The 17557-nt window shown below is 76.1% G+C and carries 17 protein-coding genes; 15 read left to right on the top strand and 2 right to left on the bottom strand.

Translation table 11 applies throughout. The features are described from left to right. Positions 1-116 precede the first annotated feature (116 nt). From tatC to ACWEO5_RS07575, 11 genes are all read left to right on the top strand, one after another. Entirely contained in the window at positions 117-1013 is an 897-nt protein-coding gene (gene tatC, locus ACWEO5_RS07525; protein ID WP_452161066.1) for a twin-arginine translocase subunit TatC, read from the top strand. Between the two features lie 157 nt (positions 1014-1170). Next, entirely contained in the window at positions 1171-2328 is a 1158-nt protein-coding gene (locus ACWEO5_RS07530) for an NAD(P)/FAD-dependent oxidoreductase (protein WP_452161035.1), read from the top strand. Positions 2329-2530: 202 nt separating this feature from the next. Beyond that, positions 2531-2839, top strand: a complete 309-nt coding sequence (locus ACWEO5_RS07535) for a (2Fe-2S)-binding protein (protein ID WP_452161037.1) — start codon at positions 2531-2533, stop codon at positions 2837-2839. Continuing rightward, entirely contained in the window at positions 2820-4289 is a 1470-nt protein-coding gene (locus ACWEO5_RS07540; RefSeq protein ID WP_452161039.1) for an FAD/NAD(P)-dependent oxidoreductase, read from the top strand. The genes ACWEO5_RS07535 and ACWEO5_RS07540 overlap by 20 nt, the downstream gene beginning before the upstream one ends. A gap of 161 nt (positions 4290-4450) precedes the next feature. Continuing rightward, positions 4451-5389, top strand: coding sequence for a dihydrodipicolinate synthase family protein (locus ACWEO5_RS07545; protein ID WP_452161041.1), 939 nt, complete (start codon positions 4451-4453; stop codon positions 5387-5389). A gap of 95 nt (positions 5390-5484) precedes the next feature. After that, positions 5485-6489, top strand: a complete 1005-nt coding sequence (locus tag ACWEO5_RS07550) for a proline racemase family protein (protein WP_452161043.1) — start codon at positions 5485-5487, stop codon at positions 6487-6489. Between the two features lie 177 nt (positions 6490-6666). Continuing rightward, positions 6667-8046 (top strand): aldehyde dehydrogenase family protein, encoded by a 1380-nt coding sequence (locus tag ACWEO5_RS07555; protein ID WP_452161045.1) that lies wholly within the window; start codon positions 6667-6669, stop codon positions 8044-8046. An 86-nt stretch (positions 8047-8132) separates the two neighbouring features. Continuing rightward, positions 8133-9146: a proline racemase family protein gene (locus tag ACWEO5_RS07560; protein WP_452161068.1), complete on the top strand. Its 1014-nt coding sequence runs from the start codon at positions 8133-8135 to the stop codon at positions 9144-9146. Continuing rightward, positions 9143-10051 carry an ornithine cyclodeaminase family protein gene (locus ACWEO5_RS07565; protein WP_452161047.1) on the top strand — a complete coding sequence of 303 codons (909 nt, stop codon included), beginning with the start codon at positions 9143-9145 and terminating at the stop codon, positions 10049-10051. The genes ACWEO5_RS07560 and ACWEO5_RS07565 overlap by 4 nt, the downstream gene beginning before the upstream one ends. Positions 10052-10161: 110 nt before the next feature. Then, a complete protein-coding gene (locus ACWEO5_RS07570) occupies positions 10162-10881 on the top strand; it encodes a GntR family transcriptional regulator (protein WP_452161070.1) in 720 nt (239 codons plus the stop codon). A 114-nt stretch (positions 10882-10995) separates the two neighbouring features. Further along, the gene (locus ACWEO5_RS07575; protein ID WP_452161049.1) at positions 10996-11793 is read left to right on the top strand and encodes a hypothetical protein; all 798 of its coding nucleotides are present in this window, start codon (positions 10996-10998) and stop codon (positions 11791-11793) included. Here the strand turns inward: ACWEO5_RS07575 and ACWEO5_RS07580 are convergent. Together ACWEO5_RS07580 and ACWEO5_RS07585 are read right to left on the bottom strand one after the other, a co-directional pair. Beyond that, positions 11790-12500: an ABC transporter ATP-binding protein gene (locus ACWEO5_RS07580; protein WP_452161052.1), complete on the bottom strand. Its 711-nt coding sequence runs from the start codon at positions 12498-12500 to the stop codon at positions 11790-11792. The two genes, ACWEO5_RS07575 and ACWEO5_RS07580, sit on opposite strands and share 4 nt — an antisense overlap. Before the next feature lie 32 nt (positions 12501-12532). Next, positions 12533-13591: an FtsX-like permease family protein gene (locus tag ACWEO5_RS07585; protein ID WP_452161054.1), complete on the bottom strand. Its 1059-nt coding sequence runs from the start codon at positions 13589-13591 to the stop codon at positions 12533-12535. 177 nt (positions 13592-13768) lie between these two features. Here ACWEO5_RS07585 and ACWEO5_RS07590 point away from each other — a divergent pair, with 177 nt between their 5' ends. The 4 genes from ACWEO5_RS07590 to ACWEO5_RS07605 all read left to right on the top strand — a co-directional run. After that, complete coding sequence (locus ACWEO5_RS07590) at positions 13769-15046, top strand: sensor histidine kinase (RefSeq protein ID WP_452161056.1); 1278 nt, start codon at positions 13769-13771, stop codon at positions 15044-15046. Continuing rightward, positions 15043-15687 carry a response regulator gene (locus ACWEO5_RS07595; RefSeq protein WP_452161058.1) on the top strand — a complete coding sequence of 215 codons (645 nt, stop codon included), beginning with the start codon at positions 15043-15045 and terminating at the stop codon, positions 15685-15687. Before ACWEO5_RS07590 ends, ACWEO5_RS07595 begins: the two co-directional genes overlap by 4 nt. A gap of 128 nt (positions 15688-15815) precedes the next feature. Further along, the gene (locus tag ACWEO5_RS07600) at positions 15816-16718 is read left to right on the top strand and encodes an AraC family transcriptional regulator (RefSeq protein ID WP_452161060.1); all 903 of its coding nucleotides are present in this window, start codon (positions 15816-15818) and stop codon (positions 16716-16718) included. Between the two features lie 139 nt (positions 16719-16857). Continuing rightward, a partial coding sequence (locus tag ACWEO5_RS07605) for a TetR/AcrR family transcriptional regulator (RefSeq protein WP_452161062.1) occupies positions 16858-17557 on the top strand: 700 nt, incomplete at its 3' end.

Below are 17557 nucleotides of genomic sequence, written 5' to 3' on the forward strand. Positions count from 1 at the left end.
GTCTTCCCCCTGAGCACCACCGTCGGGCTCCCGCACCACTCCGACTACGACGAGCGCACGATTCGAGGACCGGGTTGAGCAAGACGACCAAAGCGGCCAAGGACCCTGAGGGGCGGATGGCGCTCGCCGACCATCTCCGCGAACTGCGCAACCGGCTGGTCAAGTCACTGCTGGCGATCATCTTCTTCACGATCATCGCGGCGTTCTTCAACAAGCGGCTGCTGGACTTCCTGATCGCCCCGCTGCCGGCCTGCGGTCCGGACGGGCACCCGGTGCCGGGCGACGAGCACTGCGCCCAGGTGTCCAACATCGGTCTGCTGACGCCGTTCACCCTGGTGCTGAAGGTCAGCCTCACCGCCGGCGTGGTGGCCGCCACCCCGGTCTGGCTGTACCAGCTGTGGAAGTTCGTGGCGCCCGGCCTGCACCAGCACGAGAAGCGCTACTCGATCTCCTTCCTGGCCATCGGCACCCCGCTCTTCCTCGCCGGGGCGGCGTTCGCCTACCTGGTCATGCCGATGACCGCGCAGATGCTGATCAGCTTCGTCGCGGACGGCGTCACCTCGATCGTGCCGGTGGAGGACTACCTCGACCTGGTCACCCGCATGGTGCTGGTGTTCGGCGCGGGCTTCGAACTGCCGCTGTTCCTGGTGATGCTGAACCTGGTCGGGGTGCTCACCGGTCGGCGGATGCTGGGCTGGTGGCGCGCCATGGTGATGGGCATCACCGTGTTCGCCGCGTTCGCGACCCCGTCCGCCGACCCGGTGTCGATGCTGGCGCTGGCCGCGCCGATCTGGGCGCTGTACTTCATCGCGGTCGGCATCTCGCTGATGAACGACAAGCGCAAGGCGGCCCGCAACCCCGACGCCGGGCTGAGCGACGAGGAAGCCTCCGAGGTCGACCTGACGGTCGAGAGCGTGGCGGGTGCCGAGTCGGTCGGCGGGGTGGAGCCGGTGGAGCCCCCCGCGCCGATCCCGGCCGCGCGCCGCGACCAGATCGACGACGACATCACCTGATGAGCCGCTGAAGCGCTGATCGGCCCCGCCGACGGACGGCCCCGGACCCCTGTGGTCCGGGGCCGTCCGCGTTCCCGGGGAGCGCTGGTGGGCGCGGGGTCGATCCGCGCTGGTGGGGGGCTTGCCCGGGGTTCAAGCCATGTGACATATTACTGGCGTGCTCAAGCGAACCTCCTACGACGTCGTGGTGGTCGGCGCCGGCGTCGTCGGCGCCGCCTGCGCGTACTACGCGGCCCGCGCCGGCCTGCAGGCCGCCGTGGTGGACCGCGGCCCGGTGGCCGGCGGGACCACCGGCGCGGGCGAAGGCAACCTGCTGGTCTCCGACAAGGAACCCGGCCCCGAACTCGACCTCGCCCTGCTCTCCACCCGGCTGTGGCGCGACCTCGCCGAGGAGCTCGGCGACCGCGTCGAGTACGAGCCGAAGGGCGGCCTCGTGGTCGCCACCGGGGCCGCCGGACTCGACCTGCTGCACGGCTTCGCCGCGAAGCAGCGCACCGCCGGCGTACAGGCCGTCCCGGTCGCCGCCGACGAACTGCGCACCCTCGAACCGCACCTGGCCGAGGACCTGCCCGGCGGCTACCTGTACCCGCAGGACGCCCAGGTGCAGCCCGCCCTGGCCGCCGCCCACCTGCTGCGCGCCTCCGGCGCCGACCGGTACCTCGGCGAGGCCGTCACCGGCCTGCTGCGCGGCCCCGGCGGCGCCGTCACCGGCGTGCGCACCGAACGCGGCGCCCTCGCCGCGCCCGCCGTGGTCAACGCGGCCGGCACCTGGGGCGGCGAACTCGCCGCGCTGGCCGGGGTGCGGCTGCCGGTGCTGCCCCGGCGCGGCTTCGTGCTGGTCACCGAACCGCTGCCGCGGATCGTCCGGCACAAGGTCTACGCCGCCGACTACGTCGCCGACGTCGCCTCCGGCTCGGCCGACCTGCAGTCCTCCGCCGTGGTCGAGGGCACCCCCGCCGGGCCGGTGCTGATCGGCGCCAGCCGGGAACGGGTCGGCTTCGACCGCACCCTCGCCCCCGAGGTGCTGCACCGGCTCGCCGCCCAGGCCGCCGCGCTCTTCCCGGTGCTGCGCACCGTCCAGGTGCAGCGCTGCTACCGCGGCTTCCGCCCGTACCTGCCCGACCACCTGCCCGCCATCGGGCGCGACGCCCGGGTGCCCGGCCTCTACCACGCCTGCGGGCACGAGGGCGCGGGGATCGGCCTGGCACCGGCCACCGGGCTGCTGATCAGCCGCCAACTGGCCGGGGTGGAAACGGAGTTCGACCTTGCGCCGTTTCGGCCGGAGCGGTTCGCGGGTGCGGAGGAGTGGTCGTGAGTGCGGGGCGGAGCGGGCCGGCGGTCGCGGCGGGCGGGGCCGCCGGGCGGCGGCGGGAGCGGTTCGCGCTGCTCGGCGGGGGCCGCGTCGGACCCTCCCGCCCGTTGGGCGGACCCCGCGCGCGGGTCGGGGCCGGGGTGCCGGCCGGCCGGGTCGGGCTTCCCGCCGGGCGGTACGAAGCACGTGAAGGCGAGGAGTAGCGATGGACCCGCTCGACCTGGTGGGCGCCGAACCCGGCCCTGCCCGCACCATCCTGTTCGACGGCCGCCCGGTGCCCGCGCTGCCCGGCCAGACGCTGGCCGCCGCGCTGTGGGCCGACGGCGTGGCCGCCTGGCGCACCACCCGCGGCGGAGGCCGTCCGCGCGGGGCGTTCTGCGGGATCGGCCAGTGCTTCGACTGCCTGGCCACCGTCAACGGCCGCCCCAACCAGCGCCTGTGCCTGCTGCCCGCGGAGCACGGCGACACCGTCAGCACCCAGGAGGGCCACGGCCGTGCCGACCTCGAAGTCTGAGCCGCGCGACGGCGCCGGGGAGGTCCACGACCTCGCGGTGATCGGCGCCGGCCCCGCCGGACTGGCCGCGGCCGACGCCGCCGCCCGGCTCGGCCTGCGGGTCGCGCTGGTGGACGCCGGCAGCCGGCTCGGCGGCCAGTACTACCGGCACCCCGGACCCGAACTGGGCGCCGCGCGCCCCGAGAAGCTGCACCACGGCTGGGCGGTCTTCGCCCGGCTGCGCGAACGGCTGGCGGCCTCGCCGCTGGTCGACCACCTGGCCGGCCACCACGTGTGGGCGGTCGAGGCGGGCGTCCCCGGCGACGGGGAGCGCCCCTGGCGCCTGCACGCCACCCGCGGCCCCGGGGCGGCCGACCGGGCCACCGTCCTGGCCCGCGCCGTCCTGCTGGCCACCGGCGCCCACGAGCGGCACCTGCCCTTCCCCGGCTGGACGCTGCCCGGAGTGGTGACCGCGGGCGGCGCGCAGGCGGTGCTCAAGTCCTCGCTGGTGCTCCCCGGCCACCGGATCGTGGTGTCCGGCAGCGGCCCTCTGCTGCTGGCCGCCGCCTCCTCGCTGGTCTCGGCCGGCGCGGAGGTCCCCGCGATCGTGGAGGCCACCTCCTACCTCGGCTACCTCCGCGGGCTGCCGGTGCTGGCCGGCAACCCCGCGAAGCTGGCCGAGGGCGCCGCGCACGGCGCCAGGCTGCTGCGGCACGGCGTGCGGCTGCGCCGCAGCAGCGCCGTGGTCGAGGCGCACGGCACCGACCGGGTCACCGCCGTCACGGTGGCCCGGCTGGACGCCCGCTGGAAGCCGGTGCCCGGCAGCGAGCGGCGGATCGCGTGCGACGCGCTGGCGATCGGGCACGGGCTCGTCCCGCAGATCGAACTGGCCGCCGAACTGGGCGCCGAGACGGTCACCGGGCCGGACGGCGCGGTCGCCCTCAAGGTCGACGCCGAGCAGCGCACCAGCGTGGCCGGGCTGTGGGCGGCGGGGGAGACCTGCGGCGTCGGCGGCGCGGACCTGGCGCTCGCCGAGGGCGTGCTGGCCGCCCACGCGGTGGCCGGGCGTCCGGCCCCGGCCCGGGAGACGGCCGTCCGGCGGCGGCGGCGCGCGTTCGCCGCGCTGATGGCCGCCGCGCACGTGCCCGGGCCGGACTGGACCGGCTGGGTCACCGACGACACCGAGGTCTGCCGGTGCGAGGAGGTTCCGGCCCGGGAGGTCCGGGCGGCCGTCGAGGAGCTCGGTGCCGGTGACGCCCGGACGGTCAAGCTGCTCACCCGGGCCGGGATGGGCTGGTGCCAGGGCCGGATGTGCGGGCCCGCGGTGGCCTGCCTGTCCGGTGGCGGCGCGGGGCGGCAGGACAGCCGACCGCTGTCCTGCCCGGTGCCGCTGGCGCAACTGGCCGCACCCCGGCCGGAGCCGGAGCGGTCGGGGCTGGAGCCGGGGCCGGAGCGGTCGGGCCGGCACTGAGGCCGGTTCGGGTGGTCTCGGTCCGTCGGTCGTGAGGCTCGGCGGGTCGGGAGCATGCAGCGGCTTGCCGTTCCTCGGCGGTGAAGGCTGTCCGACGCGCTGCCGGGTCGTTGCCGGGGTGGGCGGGTCCCTCTTGTGGACCCTGCTCGCCCGCTTATAAAATGTCACACATCATATCTAGGGAGACCCCCGTGACCCGCACCCCCCACGACCCCGCCCGTCCCTGGCGCGGCATCATGGTCGCCACTACCCTGCCCTTCCGTGACGACCTCACGGTGGACTACGACGCCTACGCCGAGCACGTCCGCTGGCTGATCGACAACGGCTGCGACGGCGTCGTCCCCAACGGCTCGCTCGGCGAGTACCAGACGCTCACCCCCGAGGAGCGCGCCAAGGTCGTCGCCACCGCCGTCGAGGCGGCCGGGGACGGCGCCCGGGTGATGCCCGGCGTGGCCGCCTACGGCAGCGCCGAGGCCCGCCGCTGGGCCGAGCAGGCCGCCGAGGCCGGGGCCGGCTCGGTGCTGCTGCTCCCGCCGAACGCCTACCGCGCCGACCACGCCGCGGTGCGCGCCCACTACGCCGAGGTCGCGGAGGCCGGGGTGCCGGTCGTCGCGTACAACAACCCGATCGACACCAAGGTCGACCTCGTCCCGTCGCTGCTCGCCCGGCTGCACGCGGACGGCTCGATCGTCGCGGTCAAGGAGTTCTCCGGCGACGTCCGCCGCGCCTACGAGATCGGCGAGCTGGCCCCCGGCCTGGACCTGCTGGTCGGGGCCGACGACGTGCTGCTGGAACTGGCCGTCGCCGGCGCGGTCGGCTGGATCGCCGGCTACCCGAACGCGCTGCCCGCCGCCAGCTCCGCGCTGTACCACGCCGCCGTCTCCGGCGACCTGGCCACCGCCGTCCCGCTCTACAAGTCGCTGCACCCGCTGCTGCGCTGGGACTCCAGGACCGAGTTCGTGCAGTCCATCAAGCTGTCCATGGACATCGCCGGGCGCCCGGGCGGCCCGACCCGTGCCCCGCGGCTGCCGCTCGTCCCGGAGATCGAGGCCGCGGTGCGCGCCGCGACCGAGAAGGCGCTCGCCGAGGGCCACCGGTAACCACCCGGCGAGGCGGTCCGGACCGGCCCCGGGGGAGCAGGTCCGGACCGCCGCACCACCCGACCCGCCGTCAGCTGACTGGAGAGAGCACCGCGATGCGGACCCGTCACGTCTTCCACGCCGTCGACTCGCACACCGAGGGCATGCCCACCCGGGTGATCACCGGCGGCTTCGGCACCGTCCCCGGCGCCACCATGGCCGAGCGGCGCGCCCACTTCCAGCAGCACCTGGACGGGTTCCGCACGCTGCTGATGTACGAACCGCGCGGCCACTCCGCGATGAGCGGCGCGATCCTGCAGCCGCCCACCCGGCCGGACGCCGACTTCGGCGTGCTGTACATCGAGGTCTCCGGACTGCTGCCGATGTGCGGCCACGGCACCATCGGCGTCGCCACCGTGCTGGTGGAGACCGGCATGGTGCCGGTGGTCGAGCCGGTCACCACCGTCCGGCTGGACACCCCCGCCGGACTGGTGGTCGCCGACGTCGCGGTGGAGAACGGCGCCGCGGTCGGCGTCACCATCCGCAACGTGCCCTCGTACGCGGTCGCGCTGGACCGGGAGCTGACGGTGCCCGGCTACGGGAGGGTCGGCTACGACCTCGCGTACGGCGGCAACTTCTACGCGATCCTGCCGCTGGAGCGGTTCGGGCTGCCGTTCGAGCGCGGGCGCAAGGACGGGATCCTGGCCGCCGGGCTGGCCCTGATGGACGCGATCAACGCCTCCGACGACCGGCCGGTGCACCCCGAGGACCCGTCCATCCACGGCTGCCACCACGTCCAACTGCTCGCGCCCGGCTCGGACGCGGTGCACTCGCGGCACGCGATGGCCATCCACCCCGGCTGGTTCGACCGCTCGCCGTGCGGGACGGGCACCTCCGCGCGGATGGCGCAGCTGCACGCCCGCGGCGAGCTGGCGATCGGCGCGGACTTCCGCAACGACTCCTTCATCGGGACGACCTTCACCGGCCGCCTGGTCGAGGAGACCACGGTCGCCGGCCGGCCCGCCGTCGTCCCGACCGTCACCGGCCGGGCCTGGGTGACCGGCACCGCGCAGTACTTCCTCGACCCGACGGACCCGTTCCCGACCGGCTTCCTGCTGTAGCGGCGCCGCGGGCGGGCGTGTTCGGGGCACGGGCGGAGAGGGGGCCCGCCCGGTTCGGCGGAACCGGGCGCACCGGCCGCCGCCCGTGCCCGGACCACGCCCGTCCGCGCCCGTCCGTGTCCCCCTCCCGGATTCGGCAGTCTCCGTCAACTCCCCTTCTGTGAAAGGTTCCTGAGCATGACCACGATCGACTCGTACAACCCCGCCGACCCCGACGACCTGGTCGCCTCGGTGCCGTCGACGGGGGCCGACGGCGTCGCGGCGGCGCTCGCGGGCGCGCGGGCCGCGCAGCGCGGCTGGTGGGAGCTGGGGGCGGCCGGCCGGTCGCTCGCGCTGACCCGGGCCGCCGCGGCGATCGAGGCGGCCGCCGAGGAACTGGTCGCCCTGGTGGTCCGCGAGGTCGGCAAGCCGGTCGCCGAGGCGCGCGGCGAGGTCGCCCGCACGGTGGCGATCTGGCGCTACTACGCGCAGGCGCCGTTCGCCGCCGCCGGCGAGGTGCACGAGCCCGCCGCCGGTCCCGGCCTGCTGCTGACCCGCCGCCGCCCGTACGGGGTGGCCGGGCTGATCACCCCGTGGAACTTCCCGCTGGCGATCCCGACCTGGAAGGCCGCGCCCGCGCTGGCCGTCGGCAACGCGGTGCTGCTCAAGCCGTCCTCCGAGGCGGTGGCGGTGGCGCTGCGGCTGGCCGAACTCACGGACCTGCCCGCGGGCGTGCTGACGGTGGTGCCGGGCGGCGCCGAGGCGGGGACGGCACTGATCGGCGGCGCCGACGTCGTCTCCTTCACCGGCTCCACCGGGGTCGGCCGCGCGGTGATCGCCGGGGCGACCGAACGCGGCGTCCCGGTGCAGGCCGAGATGGGCGGCCTGAACGCCGCCCTGGTCCTCCCGGACGCCGACATCGCGCAGGCCGCCGCCCACCTGGCGGGCGCCGTGGCCGGCTACGCGGGCCAGAAGTGCACCGCCACCAGCCGGGTGATCGCCGTCGGCGGCGCCTACGAGCCGCTCGCCGAGGCGCTGGCGAAGGCGCTCGGGCGGACCCCGGCCGCGGACCCGGCCGCGCCCGCCACCGCCTGCGGCCCGGTGATCAACCGGCAGGCGCTGGAGCGGCTGACCGGGGCGATCGACACCGCCCGCGCGGGCGGCGCCACCGTGCTGGCCGGCGGCGGCCGGGCCGACCGGGCGGGCTGGTTCCTGGAGCCGACCCTGGTCGAGCACGTCCCGGCCGGGCACCCGCTGCTGGAGGAGGAGTTCTTCGGCCCGCTCGCCGTGCTGCTGCCCGCCGCCGACCTGGACGAGGCGATCGCGCTGGCCAACGACACCCGGCACAGCCTCTCCACCTCCGTCCACTCGCGCAGCCTGGACGTGGCGCTGGCCGCCGCCGACCGGCTGGACGCGGGCATGATCCGGATCAACGCGCCCTCCAGCGGCGTCGACTTCCACCTGCCGTTCGGCGGCGCCAAGGGCGCCTCGTACGGCTCCCGCGAGCAGGGGCAGGCCGCGCTCGACTTCTACACCGCCGCGCGCACCGTCAGCGTGCTGCCCGCCGGGGCGTACTGATGGACCGGGGCGGACTGACGGGCCGGGGAGCACCGGCCAAGCGGGGAGCAGCGACGGACCGGGGAGCACCGGCCAAGCGGGGAGCGCTGGTGAACCAGGTCTCCACCACCGACTACCACACCGCGGGCGAACCGTTCCGGATCGTCGTCGCCGGGCTGCCGCCGATCCCCGGCGACACCGTCGCCGAACGCCGCTCGATCGCGATCGGCGCGGGCGGCAGCGCCAACGCGCCGCGCCCCGGCGCGCTGGACGACGTGCGCCGCCTGCTGACCCGCGAACCGCGCGGGCACGCGGGCATGTACGGCGGGTTCGTGGTGCCCGCGGACGACGGCGAGGCGCACTTCGGCGTCCTGTTCTGGCACAAGGACGGCTACTCGACCGCCTGCGGCCACGGCACCATGGCGCTCGGCGCCTGGGCCGTCGACACCGGCCTGGTCGCCGCCCCCGACGACGGCACCGCGCTGGTGCGCATCGACGTCCCCTCCGGCCGGGTCAGCGCCACCGTGCACCGCAGCGGCGGCCGCACCACCGCGGTGACCTTCCGCAACGTGCCGACCCGGGTGCTGGCCCGCGGGGTCGAGCTGTCCACGCCGCTCGGGACGGTCCGGGTCGACCTGGCGCACTCCGGCGCGGTCTACGCCTCGCTGCCCGCCGCCGCGCTCGGCCTGTCCGTCGTCCCCGGCCGGCTGGCCGAACTCACCGCCGCCGGGCGGGAGGTCCGCGCCGCACTGGAGGGCCACGAGGCGCTCGCCGGGCACCGCGACGGCGTCTACGGCGTCATCCTGCACGACGAACTGCCCGACACGCCGACCGGCCCGCACCAGCGCAACGTCACCGTCTTCGCCGACGGCCAGATCGACCGCTCCCCGTGCGGCTCCGGCACCTCCGCCCGGCTCGCCCTGCTCGCCGACGAGGGCGCCCTCACCGGCGGGCGGGTGCTGCGCCACGACTCGATCATCGGCACCGTCTTCACCGGCCGGGTCCGCGAGCCGCGGGCCGGCGGCGTGATCACCGAGGTCACCGGCACCGCCCACCGCACCGGCGAGCACCGCTTCGTCCTCGACGGCGAGGACACCCTCGGCGCGGGGTTCCTGCTGTGACCGCGCAGTTGGAGCTGACGCTCGACTTCCCGGCCGCCGTGGCCGCGCTGGAGCGGACGCTGGTGGAGGGGCTGGACGTGGAGGCGTGTCCGGCGCGGTCCAACGTGGCCGTGCCGGCGGGGGAGTTGCTGCTGATGCCGGCCGCGACGGACCGGTACGCCGGGGTGAAGGTCGCGGGGGTGGCGCCGGGCAATCCGGCGGCCGGGCTGCCCCGGATCACCGGGTCGTACCTGCTGCTGGACGGGCCGACCCTGCAGCCGCTCGCGCTGCTGGACGGGGCGGCGCTCACCGCGCTGCGGACCCCCGCGGTCACCGCGCTGGCGCTGCGGGCGCTGGCCGGGCCGGACACCCGGCACCTGGTGCTGTTCGGCGCCGGGCCGCAGGCGCTCGGGCACCTGGAGGCGCTGAACGCGGTGCTGCCCGGGCTGGACCGGGTCACCGTGGTGGCCCGCCGGCCCGGGCCGGCCGCGGAACTGGTCTCCCGCGCGGCCGAGTTGGGCCTGTCGGCGGCCGTCGGCACGCCCGGGGCGGTGGCCGGCGCGGACGCGGTGGTGTGCTGCACCACCGCCCGCACCCCGCTGTTCGACGGCGCGCTGGTGCCGGACCGGGCGGTGGTCGCGGCGGTCGGCTCGCACGAGCCGGCGGCCCGCGAGGTGGACGCCCGCCTGGTGGACCGCGCCGACCTGTTCGTGGAGGCCCGCGAGGTCGCGCTGCGCGAGGCCGGGGACCTGCTGATGGCCGGGGCCGGGGCCGAACGGCTCGCCAATCTGGCCGAACTGGTCACCCGGAAGGCCGTCGTCCGCCATGATCGACCCAGGTTCTTCAAGAGCGTGGGCATGGCGTGGCAGGATCTTGCGGTGGCGGCGGCGCAGTACGTCTCGGCGCGGCAGCGGACCGGCGGGTAGGCGGGCCGCGCGGGTGCGGACACGGACGGCGACAGTCGCAGGTAGGGCATTCACTCTCCGCAACGTGACATTGTACAATGGGGTTCTGTTTGAACCTCCGGAGGAACACCATGGCCGACCTCAAGCCCCGCAACCCCATCTCCGTCCAGGAGCGGCTGCGCGACCAGGTCGCCCACGCCCTGCGTGCGGCGCTCATCTCCGGTGAACTGCGCCCCGGGGTGGTCTACTCGGCCCCGACGCTGGCCGCCGACTTCGGCGTCTCCGCGACCCCCGTCCGCGAGGCGATGCTCGACCTGGCCCGCGAGGGCCTGGTCGAGGCCGTCCGCAACAAGGGCTTCCGGGTCACCGAGCTCTCCGACCGGGACCTCGACGAGTTCACCGAGATCCGCGCCCTGATCGAGGTCCCCACCGTCGGCCGGGTCGCCCGGACCGCCACCGCCGAACAGCTCGAAGCACTGCGCCCGCAGGCCCGGGCGATCGTCGCGGCCGCCCGCAAGCACGACCTGATCGGCTACCTGGAGGCCGACCGGCAGTTCCACCTCGACCTGCTCGCGCTGGCGGGCAACGCCCGGCTGGTGGAGACCGTGGGCGACCTGCGCAAGCGCTCCCGGCTCTACGGCCTCAACCGGCTCGACCAGCAGGGCGAGCTGGTCAGCTCCGCCGAGGAGCACCTGGAACTGCTCGACGTGCTGCTGACCGGCGACGCCGAGGCCGCCCAGGAGTGCATGACCCGGCACCTCGGCCACATCCGCCACCTGTGGGCGGTCGGCGACAGGCCCGCCGGGCAGGCCGGCGAGCCGGAGGGCGCGCTGCGGCCGTCGGGGCGCTGACGGGTCGTCACCACCCCGGGGCAAAGGACGAGTAAAGACAAGGGGGGTGGTGGGTAAAGCGCCCCGGGCTGCTGCCACGCTCGCGCGGTCGTCAACCGTTCGAACGGGAACCACATGCCCATGCGCACCCACCGGCTCTCCGGGGTCGTCCTGCTGTCCACGCTCGCCGCGGCGGGCCTGACGGCCTGCGGGCCCGAGGGGGCCGGCGGGTCGGACGCCGCGGCCTCCGCGCCCGCCGCCCCCGCCTCGCCGCTCACGAAGAGCAGCCCGGCCGTCCCCCAACCCGTGGAGCTGCTGCGGAGGGCACGGACGGCCGGGGTGGCGCTCACCTCCGTCAAGGCCACCTACACCGGCCACGGCGACGGGCAGGTCACCGGCAGCGTGTCGGCGGACCGGGACGGCAACTGCGTCGGCGCGCTGGACGTCGAAGGCACGGGCGGGGCGCAGATCATCCGCAGCGGCACCACCGTGTGGATGAAGCCGGACGCCCGGCTCAAGGCCAGGATCGCGCTCGGCTCGGCCGACCGCATCGGCGACAAGTGGCTGGCCTACTCCGCCCACGGCATCACCACCGCCGCGAAGTTCGCCGATTTCTGCGACCTCGGCCTGGAAGCCCAGGAGCAGGCCGGTCTGGCGGACAGCGGCGCCGAAGCGAGCACCTTCGGCCCGGCGGTGCCCAAGACGGTCAACGGCACCGAAGCCCTCACCTTCACCATGCTGGACACCACCCACGGCTACGACACGGTGGAGGTCGCCGTCACCCGCGACACCGAACCCCACCTGCTCTCGGTGGGCGGCGACCCCCTCGCCGTGGCGTTCAGCGAGTTCGACGCGCCGGTGCGGGCCGCGCAGCCGCCCGCCGGGCAGCTCTTCAACGGCGGCAAGCTCCTCGACCGGGTCCCGATCCCCTAACGCGCCCGGGACAGCCGGCCGTCGTGCATCTCCAGCACCCGGTCGGCCCGGCCCAGCAGGTCGCGGTCGTGGGTGACCATCACGGTGGCGGTGCGGTGCGTCCGGGTCACCTCGGCCAGCAACTCGACCACCTGGGCGCCGCGTTCGTGGTCCAGCGCCGAGGTCGGCTCGTCCACCAGCAGCACCGACGGGCTGCCGAAGAGGGCGCGGGCGATGTTCACCCGCTGGCGCTCGCCGCCCGACAGCTGGTGCGGGCGGCGGCGCTGCTCGGCCCCCGCCAGGCCCACCGACTCCAGCAGCTCCCCGGCCCGGGCGCGGGCCCGGGCCGGACGGCGGCCGCGCACCGACTCCAGGACGAGCAACTGCTCCACGGCGGTCAGCGAGGCCAGCAGGTTCGACTGCTGGAACACGATGCCCAGGCGCTCGCGGCGCAGCGCGGTCCGCTCGCGCTCGCCCAGCGCGCCCGCGTCCACCCCGTCCACCAGCACCTCGCCGCGGTCCGGGCGCAGCAGCGTCGCGGCGACCGCCAGCAGACTGGACTTGCCGGAGCCGGACGGGCCCGCGACGGCCGCGAACTCGCCCGGGGCGACGGACAGTTCGACGTCGTCCAGGGCGACCAGCCGGCTCTCGCCGTCCGGGTAGCTGAGGGTCACGCCGCGCAGCGCCAGGCCGGTGCGCAGGGAGGTGTCGGTGGTCGGAGCAGTCACGGCGGGGCCTTCCGGAGCAGGGGGACGGGGAGTCATCGGTTGGCGCCCAGGGCGGCCAGCGGGTCGACGGCGGTGATCCGGCGCACCGCGAGGGCCGCGCCCAGCAGGCCCAGCAGCACCATCGCCGCCACCGGGACGGCGACCGTCGACAAGCCCACGTCGAACGGCACCGACGCCGAGGCCAGCGCCCCGCCCAGCGCGCCCAGCGCCCCGCCCAGCACCGCCCCCGCCAGCAGGACCGCCGCCGCCTGGGCCAGCGCGTCGCGCACCAGGTAGCCGCTGGAGGCGCCCACCGCCTTCAGCACCGCGACGTCCGGGCGGCGCTGCACCGTCCACACCGTGAAGAACGCGCCCACCACCAGGGCGCTCACCGCGAACAGGAACCCCTGGATCAGCTGCAGGCTGCCCTGCTCGGCCGCGTACCCGTTGATGCCCGCCAGCGCGTCGTCCAGCGACACCGCCGCCAGGTCGGCGGGCAGGCCGTGCGGCAGGCCGCCGCGCACCGCCAGCGCCGTGGGCTGCCGCTGGCCGGAGACCGACTGCCAGGTCGACGGCGTGGTCCACACGCTCGGAGCGTGCGAGAGCGAACGCGGCGCGGTGACCGCCGAGACCGTCAACTCCCGCGCGCCGAGCGTCACCCGGCTGCCCGGGGCGAGGTGGTGCGCGGCCGCCGTGTCGGCCCCCACCGCCAGCTCGCCGTCCACCGGGGCCGCGCCCCGCAGCAGCGGCGGCAGCAGGTCCGCATCGGTGCCCAGCACGCTCACCGAGGCCGCGCCGCCGCCGTCCGCCGTCAGGCGCGACATCGCCACGCCCAGCGGGTGCACCGCCCCCGCCCCCGCGCCCGCCACCGCCGCGCGCTGGCCCGGCGAGACCGTGCTGGACGCGAACGACACCTCCGCCTCCCCGCCCGCCGGGGCGCCGAACACCACGCCGTCCGCCGGGAGGCCCGCGATCGCCGAGGACGCCGCCGAGGCCAGGCCCCCGGTCAGGCCGTACAGGAACACCACCAGGGTCGTGATCAGGGCGACCACCGCACCCATCAGGGCGAACCGCCCTCGGGCGAAACGGATGTCACGTAGAGCGACGAACACGGGAGACCTTTCGGAGGACGGACGGCGGGACGGTCCCAGCCTGGTCCGCGCGGCCCCCGCCGACATCGGGGAGAGGGAGGGAGCGCGCACCCGCCGGGCGGTGCACCCGGAAATCCACCGAACGGTTGATGCCGCGGCGGCGTGCGCGGGCGCCGGCGCCCCGTACCCTCGGACAGCGTGCCCCGTACCGAACCCCACCCCTCCCCGGCCGGCCCGACGCCCGCGCTGCGCCTGGCCAACCTCGCCGTGCACGGCCTGTTCCTCACCCTGCTCGCCGTCCTGCTGGCCCGCGCCGCCGCCGACGGGGCACTCGGACCGGGCGGCTGGGCCACCGCCGGTGCGCTCGCCGCCGTGTACGCCGCCGGGGGCGCGCTGCGGCGGATCCGCGCGTCGCGGCCGCTGGGCGCCGGCTGGCTGCTCGCCGTCGCCGCCCTGTGGATCGGACTCACCCTCCAGCACCCCGAGTTCAGCTACCTCGCCTTCCCGCTGTACTTCGTCTGCCTGCACGCCCTGCCGCCCCGGCTCGCCCTGCCCGCCGTCCTCGCGCTCACCGCCGCCGTCGTCGCCGCCCAGAGCACCACCCCCGGCGGCCTCACCACCGCCAAGGTCCTCGGCCCGCTGGCCGGACTCGCCGTCGCCCTGCTCACCGCGTACGGCTACGCCGCCCTCTACCGGGAGAGCCGTGCCCGCCAGCAGCTCATCGACGACCTGGTCCGCACCCGCGACGAACTCGCCGCCAGCCAGCGCGAGGCCGGCCGGCTCGCCGAACGCCAGCGCCTGGCCCGGGAGATCCACGACACCCTCGCCCAGGGCCTGGCCGGGATCGTGCTGCTCGCCCGCGAGGCCGGCGGCGCCCCCGACCCGGCGCCGCTGCTGGACGAGATCGAACGCACCGCCTCCGCCAACCTCGCCGAGGCCCGCCGCTTCGTCCACGCCCTCACCCCGCCCGCGCTCGACGGCACCACCCTCACCGACGCGCTGCGCCGCCTCGCCGACGGCGCCGGCGCCGCCTTCCACCGCGACGGCGACCCCCACCCGCTGCCCGTCGAAGCCGAGGTCGCCCTGCTGCGGCTCACCCAGGAAGCCCTCGCCAACGCCGTCCGGCACGCCGCCGCCGCGCACGTCGCCGTCACCCTCGCCTACCTCGACGACGCCGTCACCCTCGACGTCTACGACGACGGCACCGGCTTCGACCCCGCCACCGCGCCCGCCCCCGACTCCTTCGGCCTGCACGGCATGCACGAGCGGATCGCCGCCCTCGGCGGCACCCTCACCGTCGAATCCGCCCCCGGCGAGGGCACCGCGGTCGCCGCGACGCTCCCGCTGCGCGCCGTCGAACGGCCCGCGGCCGGTGCCGCGGAGGAGACCGCCGCGCCGCCCGGGCAGGAGCCGCCCGGGGCGGCGCGGCGGACGGCCGGACGGTTCGCGCTCGTCCTCGCCGGGGTGCGGCGGTGATCCGGGTCCTGGTGGTCGACGACCACCCCGTGGTCCGGCGCGGCCTGCGCGCCATCGTCGAGGAGCTGCCCGGGGTCACCGCCGTCGGCGAGGCCGCGGACGGCGCCGCCGCGCTCGCCCTGCTCGCCGAACTGCCCGCCGACCGGCGCCCGCACGTCGTCCTGATGGACCTCCAGATGGGCGCCGGCATGCACGGCGTCGAAGCCACCCGCCGGATCACCGCGCTGCCCGAACCGCCCGCCGTCCTGGTCCTCACCACCTACTCCACCGACGCCGACATCCTCGCCGCCGTCGAAGCCGGAGCCACCGGCTACCTGCTCAAGGACGCCCCGCCCGAGGACCTCGCCGCCGCCGTCCACGCCACCGCCCGCGGCGAGACCGTCCTCGCCCCGCCCGTCGCCGCCCGCCTCCTCGGCCGGGTCCGGGCCGGACGCCCCACGCTCTCCCCGCGCGAGGCCGAGATCCTGCAACTCCTCGCCGAGGGCCTGCCCAACCGGCAGATCTCCAAGCGGCTCTTCATCAGCGAGGCGACCGTCAAGACCCACCTGGTGCACGTCTACGACAAACTCGGCGTCGACTCCCGCACCTCGGCGATCGCGGCGGGCCTCTCCGCCGGAATCATCCGCGCCGTAGAACGCTGACCGGGACCTCCCCGCGCGGGTCGCCCGGTGGCGGGGCCGGGACCCGACCGGAGCGGGCCGGGAATGTCGGGTGCGGGCGGGGCGGCCCTCCCTAGGGTCGAGGACAAGGAAAAGGGAAGGGAGCCGGGGTGCTGGAGCGGCTGAACCAGGCGATGGACCACGTGGAGGAGCACCTCGACCGGCGGTTGGACGTGGCCGAGCTGGCCCGGATCACCGCCACGTCGGAGTACCACTTCCGGCGGCTGTTCTCGTCGTTGGCGGGGATGCCGCTGTCGGAGTACGTCCGGCGCCGGCGGCTGACCGTCGCGGCGGCCGAGGTGCTCGCCGGGCAGCCGTCGCTGCTGGACGTCGCGGTGCGCTACGGCTACACCTCCGGGGAAGCCTTCGCCCGGGCGTTCCGCACCCTGCACGGGGTCGGGCCCGGGGAGGCGCGGCGCAACGGCGCGGTGCTGAACGCGCAGCCCCGGCTCTCCTTCCGTCTCGTCGTCGAAGGGAGTGCCACCATGCGGTACCGCATCGTGGAGAAGGAAGCGTTCCGGGTGGTGGGCAGGAAGGCCCGGGTCCCGCTGATCCACCAGGGGGTCAACCCGCACATCGTCGAGCACGTGCGGAGCGTCCCGCCGGAGACCACGGCGCGGATCGTCGCGCTCTCCGACCAGGAGCCGGAGGGCCTGGTGGCGGCGACGGTCCGGCTGCCGGAGGAGGGGACGGACGGGCCGGACGGGCCGGCCGGCTTCGCGGAGGGCAGCCTGCTCGACTACTACCACGCGGTGGTGAGCGGGGCCGCCGAACTGCCCGCTGACCTCGACGTGCTGGAGTGCCCGGCGGGCAGCTGGGCGGTGTTCGAGAACACCGGGCCGTTCCCGCAGGCACTGCAGCAGATGTGGGCCGACGTCGCGGCCCGCTGGATCCCCTCCAACCCGTACGAGTACCGGCCCGGCCCGGAGATCCTGCGCGTCCGGCCCGTACCGGACGACCCGGAGCAGTCGACCGCACAGCTGTGGATCCCGGTGCTCCGGACCCCGGCGTAGGCCGGGGTCCTCTCGGCGCCGGGGCCTTGAGGGGACGGGGCCTTGAGGGGACGGGGCCTTGAGGGGACGGGGAGCGAGGGGACGGGGGAGTGAGGGGACGGGGAGTGGGCGGGCTCCGGCGTGTGACAGGATCCGGGGCATGGTCACCCAGCATTCCCGCCCGTCCGCGCGGGTCGGCCGGCCCCGGGTGGCGGGGCCCTCGGAGAGTGAACTGACGCCGCGCGAAGAGGTGTTGGCGGCGGCGGCGGAACTGTTCACGGAGAACGGGTACGCCGCCACCACCACCCGCGCGGTGGCGGAGAGGGCCGGACTGCGGCAGGCGTCGATGTACCACTACTTCGCGCGCAAGGAGGACATCCTCGCCACCCTGCTGGAGTCCACCGTCGAGCCCTCGCTGCTGCTGGCCACCGCGCTGCTCGCTCGGCCCGCGGTCGACCCGGCCGCCCGGCTCTGGGCGCTGGCCGCCGCGGACGCCGCGCTGCTGCACCGCGGCCTGTACAACCTCGGCGCGCTCTACCAACTCCCCGAGGTGCGCGGCGAACGCTTCGCCGGGTTCCGCCGCTCCCGCGCCGAACTGCGGTCCGCCTACGGCGAGTTGCTGCACCTGATCGACCCGGCGGGGCCCGGCCGCGAGCTGCGCTGCGACCTGCTGCTGGGCCTGGTCGAGGGCGGTGTCGCGGTGGTCCGCGGCCGGCCGGAGAGCAGCGGCTACGACACGGCGGAGGTCGGCGCGGCCGTCGCCGACGCGGCGCTGCGGCTGGCCGGCTGCGACCGGGCCGGGCGGGAGGCGGCGGCGCGGGAGGGCGCCGAGCTGGAGGCGGCGGTGTCGGTGGCCGCAG

This window comes from Kitasatospora sp. NPDC004272, from assembly GCF_053603035.1.

Coding starts and splice junctions, on each gene's coding strand:
- tatC (WP_452161066.1), top strand. CDS start 117: ATGGCGCTCGCCGACCATCTCCGCGAACTGCGCAACCGGCTGGTCAAG.
- ACWEO5_RS07535 (WP_452161037.1), top strand. CDS start 2,531: ATGGACCCGCTCGACCTGGTGGGCGCCGAACCCGGCCCTGCCCGCACC.
- ACWEO5_RS07545 (WP_452161041.1), top strand. CDS start 4,451: ATGTCACACATCATATCTAGGGAGACCCCCGTGACCCGCACCCCCCAC.
- ACWEO5_RS07550 (WP_452161043.1), top strand. CDS start 5,485: ATGCGGACCCGTCACGTCTTCCACGCCGTCGACTCGCACACCGAGGGC.
- ACWEO5_RS07555 (WP_452161045.1), top strand. CDS start 6,667: ATGACCACGATCGACTCGTACAACCCCGCCGACCCCGACGACCTGGTC.
- ACWEO5_RS07570 (WP_452161070.1), top strand. CDS start 10,162: ATGGCCGACCTCAAGCCCCGCAACCCCATCTCCGTCCAGGAGCGGCTG.
- ACWEO5_RS07575 (WP_452161049.1), top strand. CDS start 10,996: ATGCCCATGCGCACCCACCGGCTCTCCGGGGTCGTCCTGCTGTCCACG.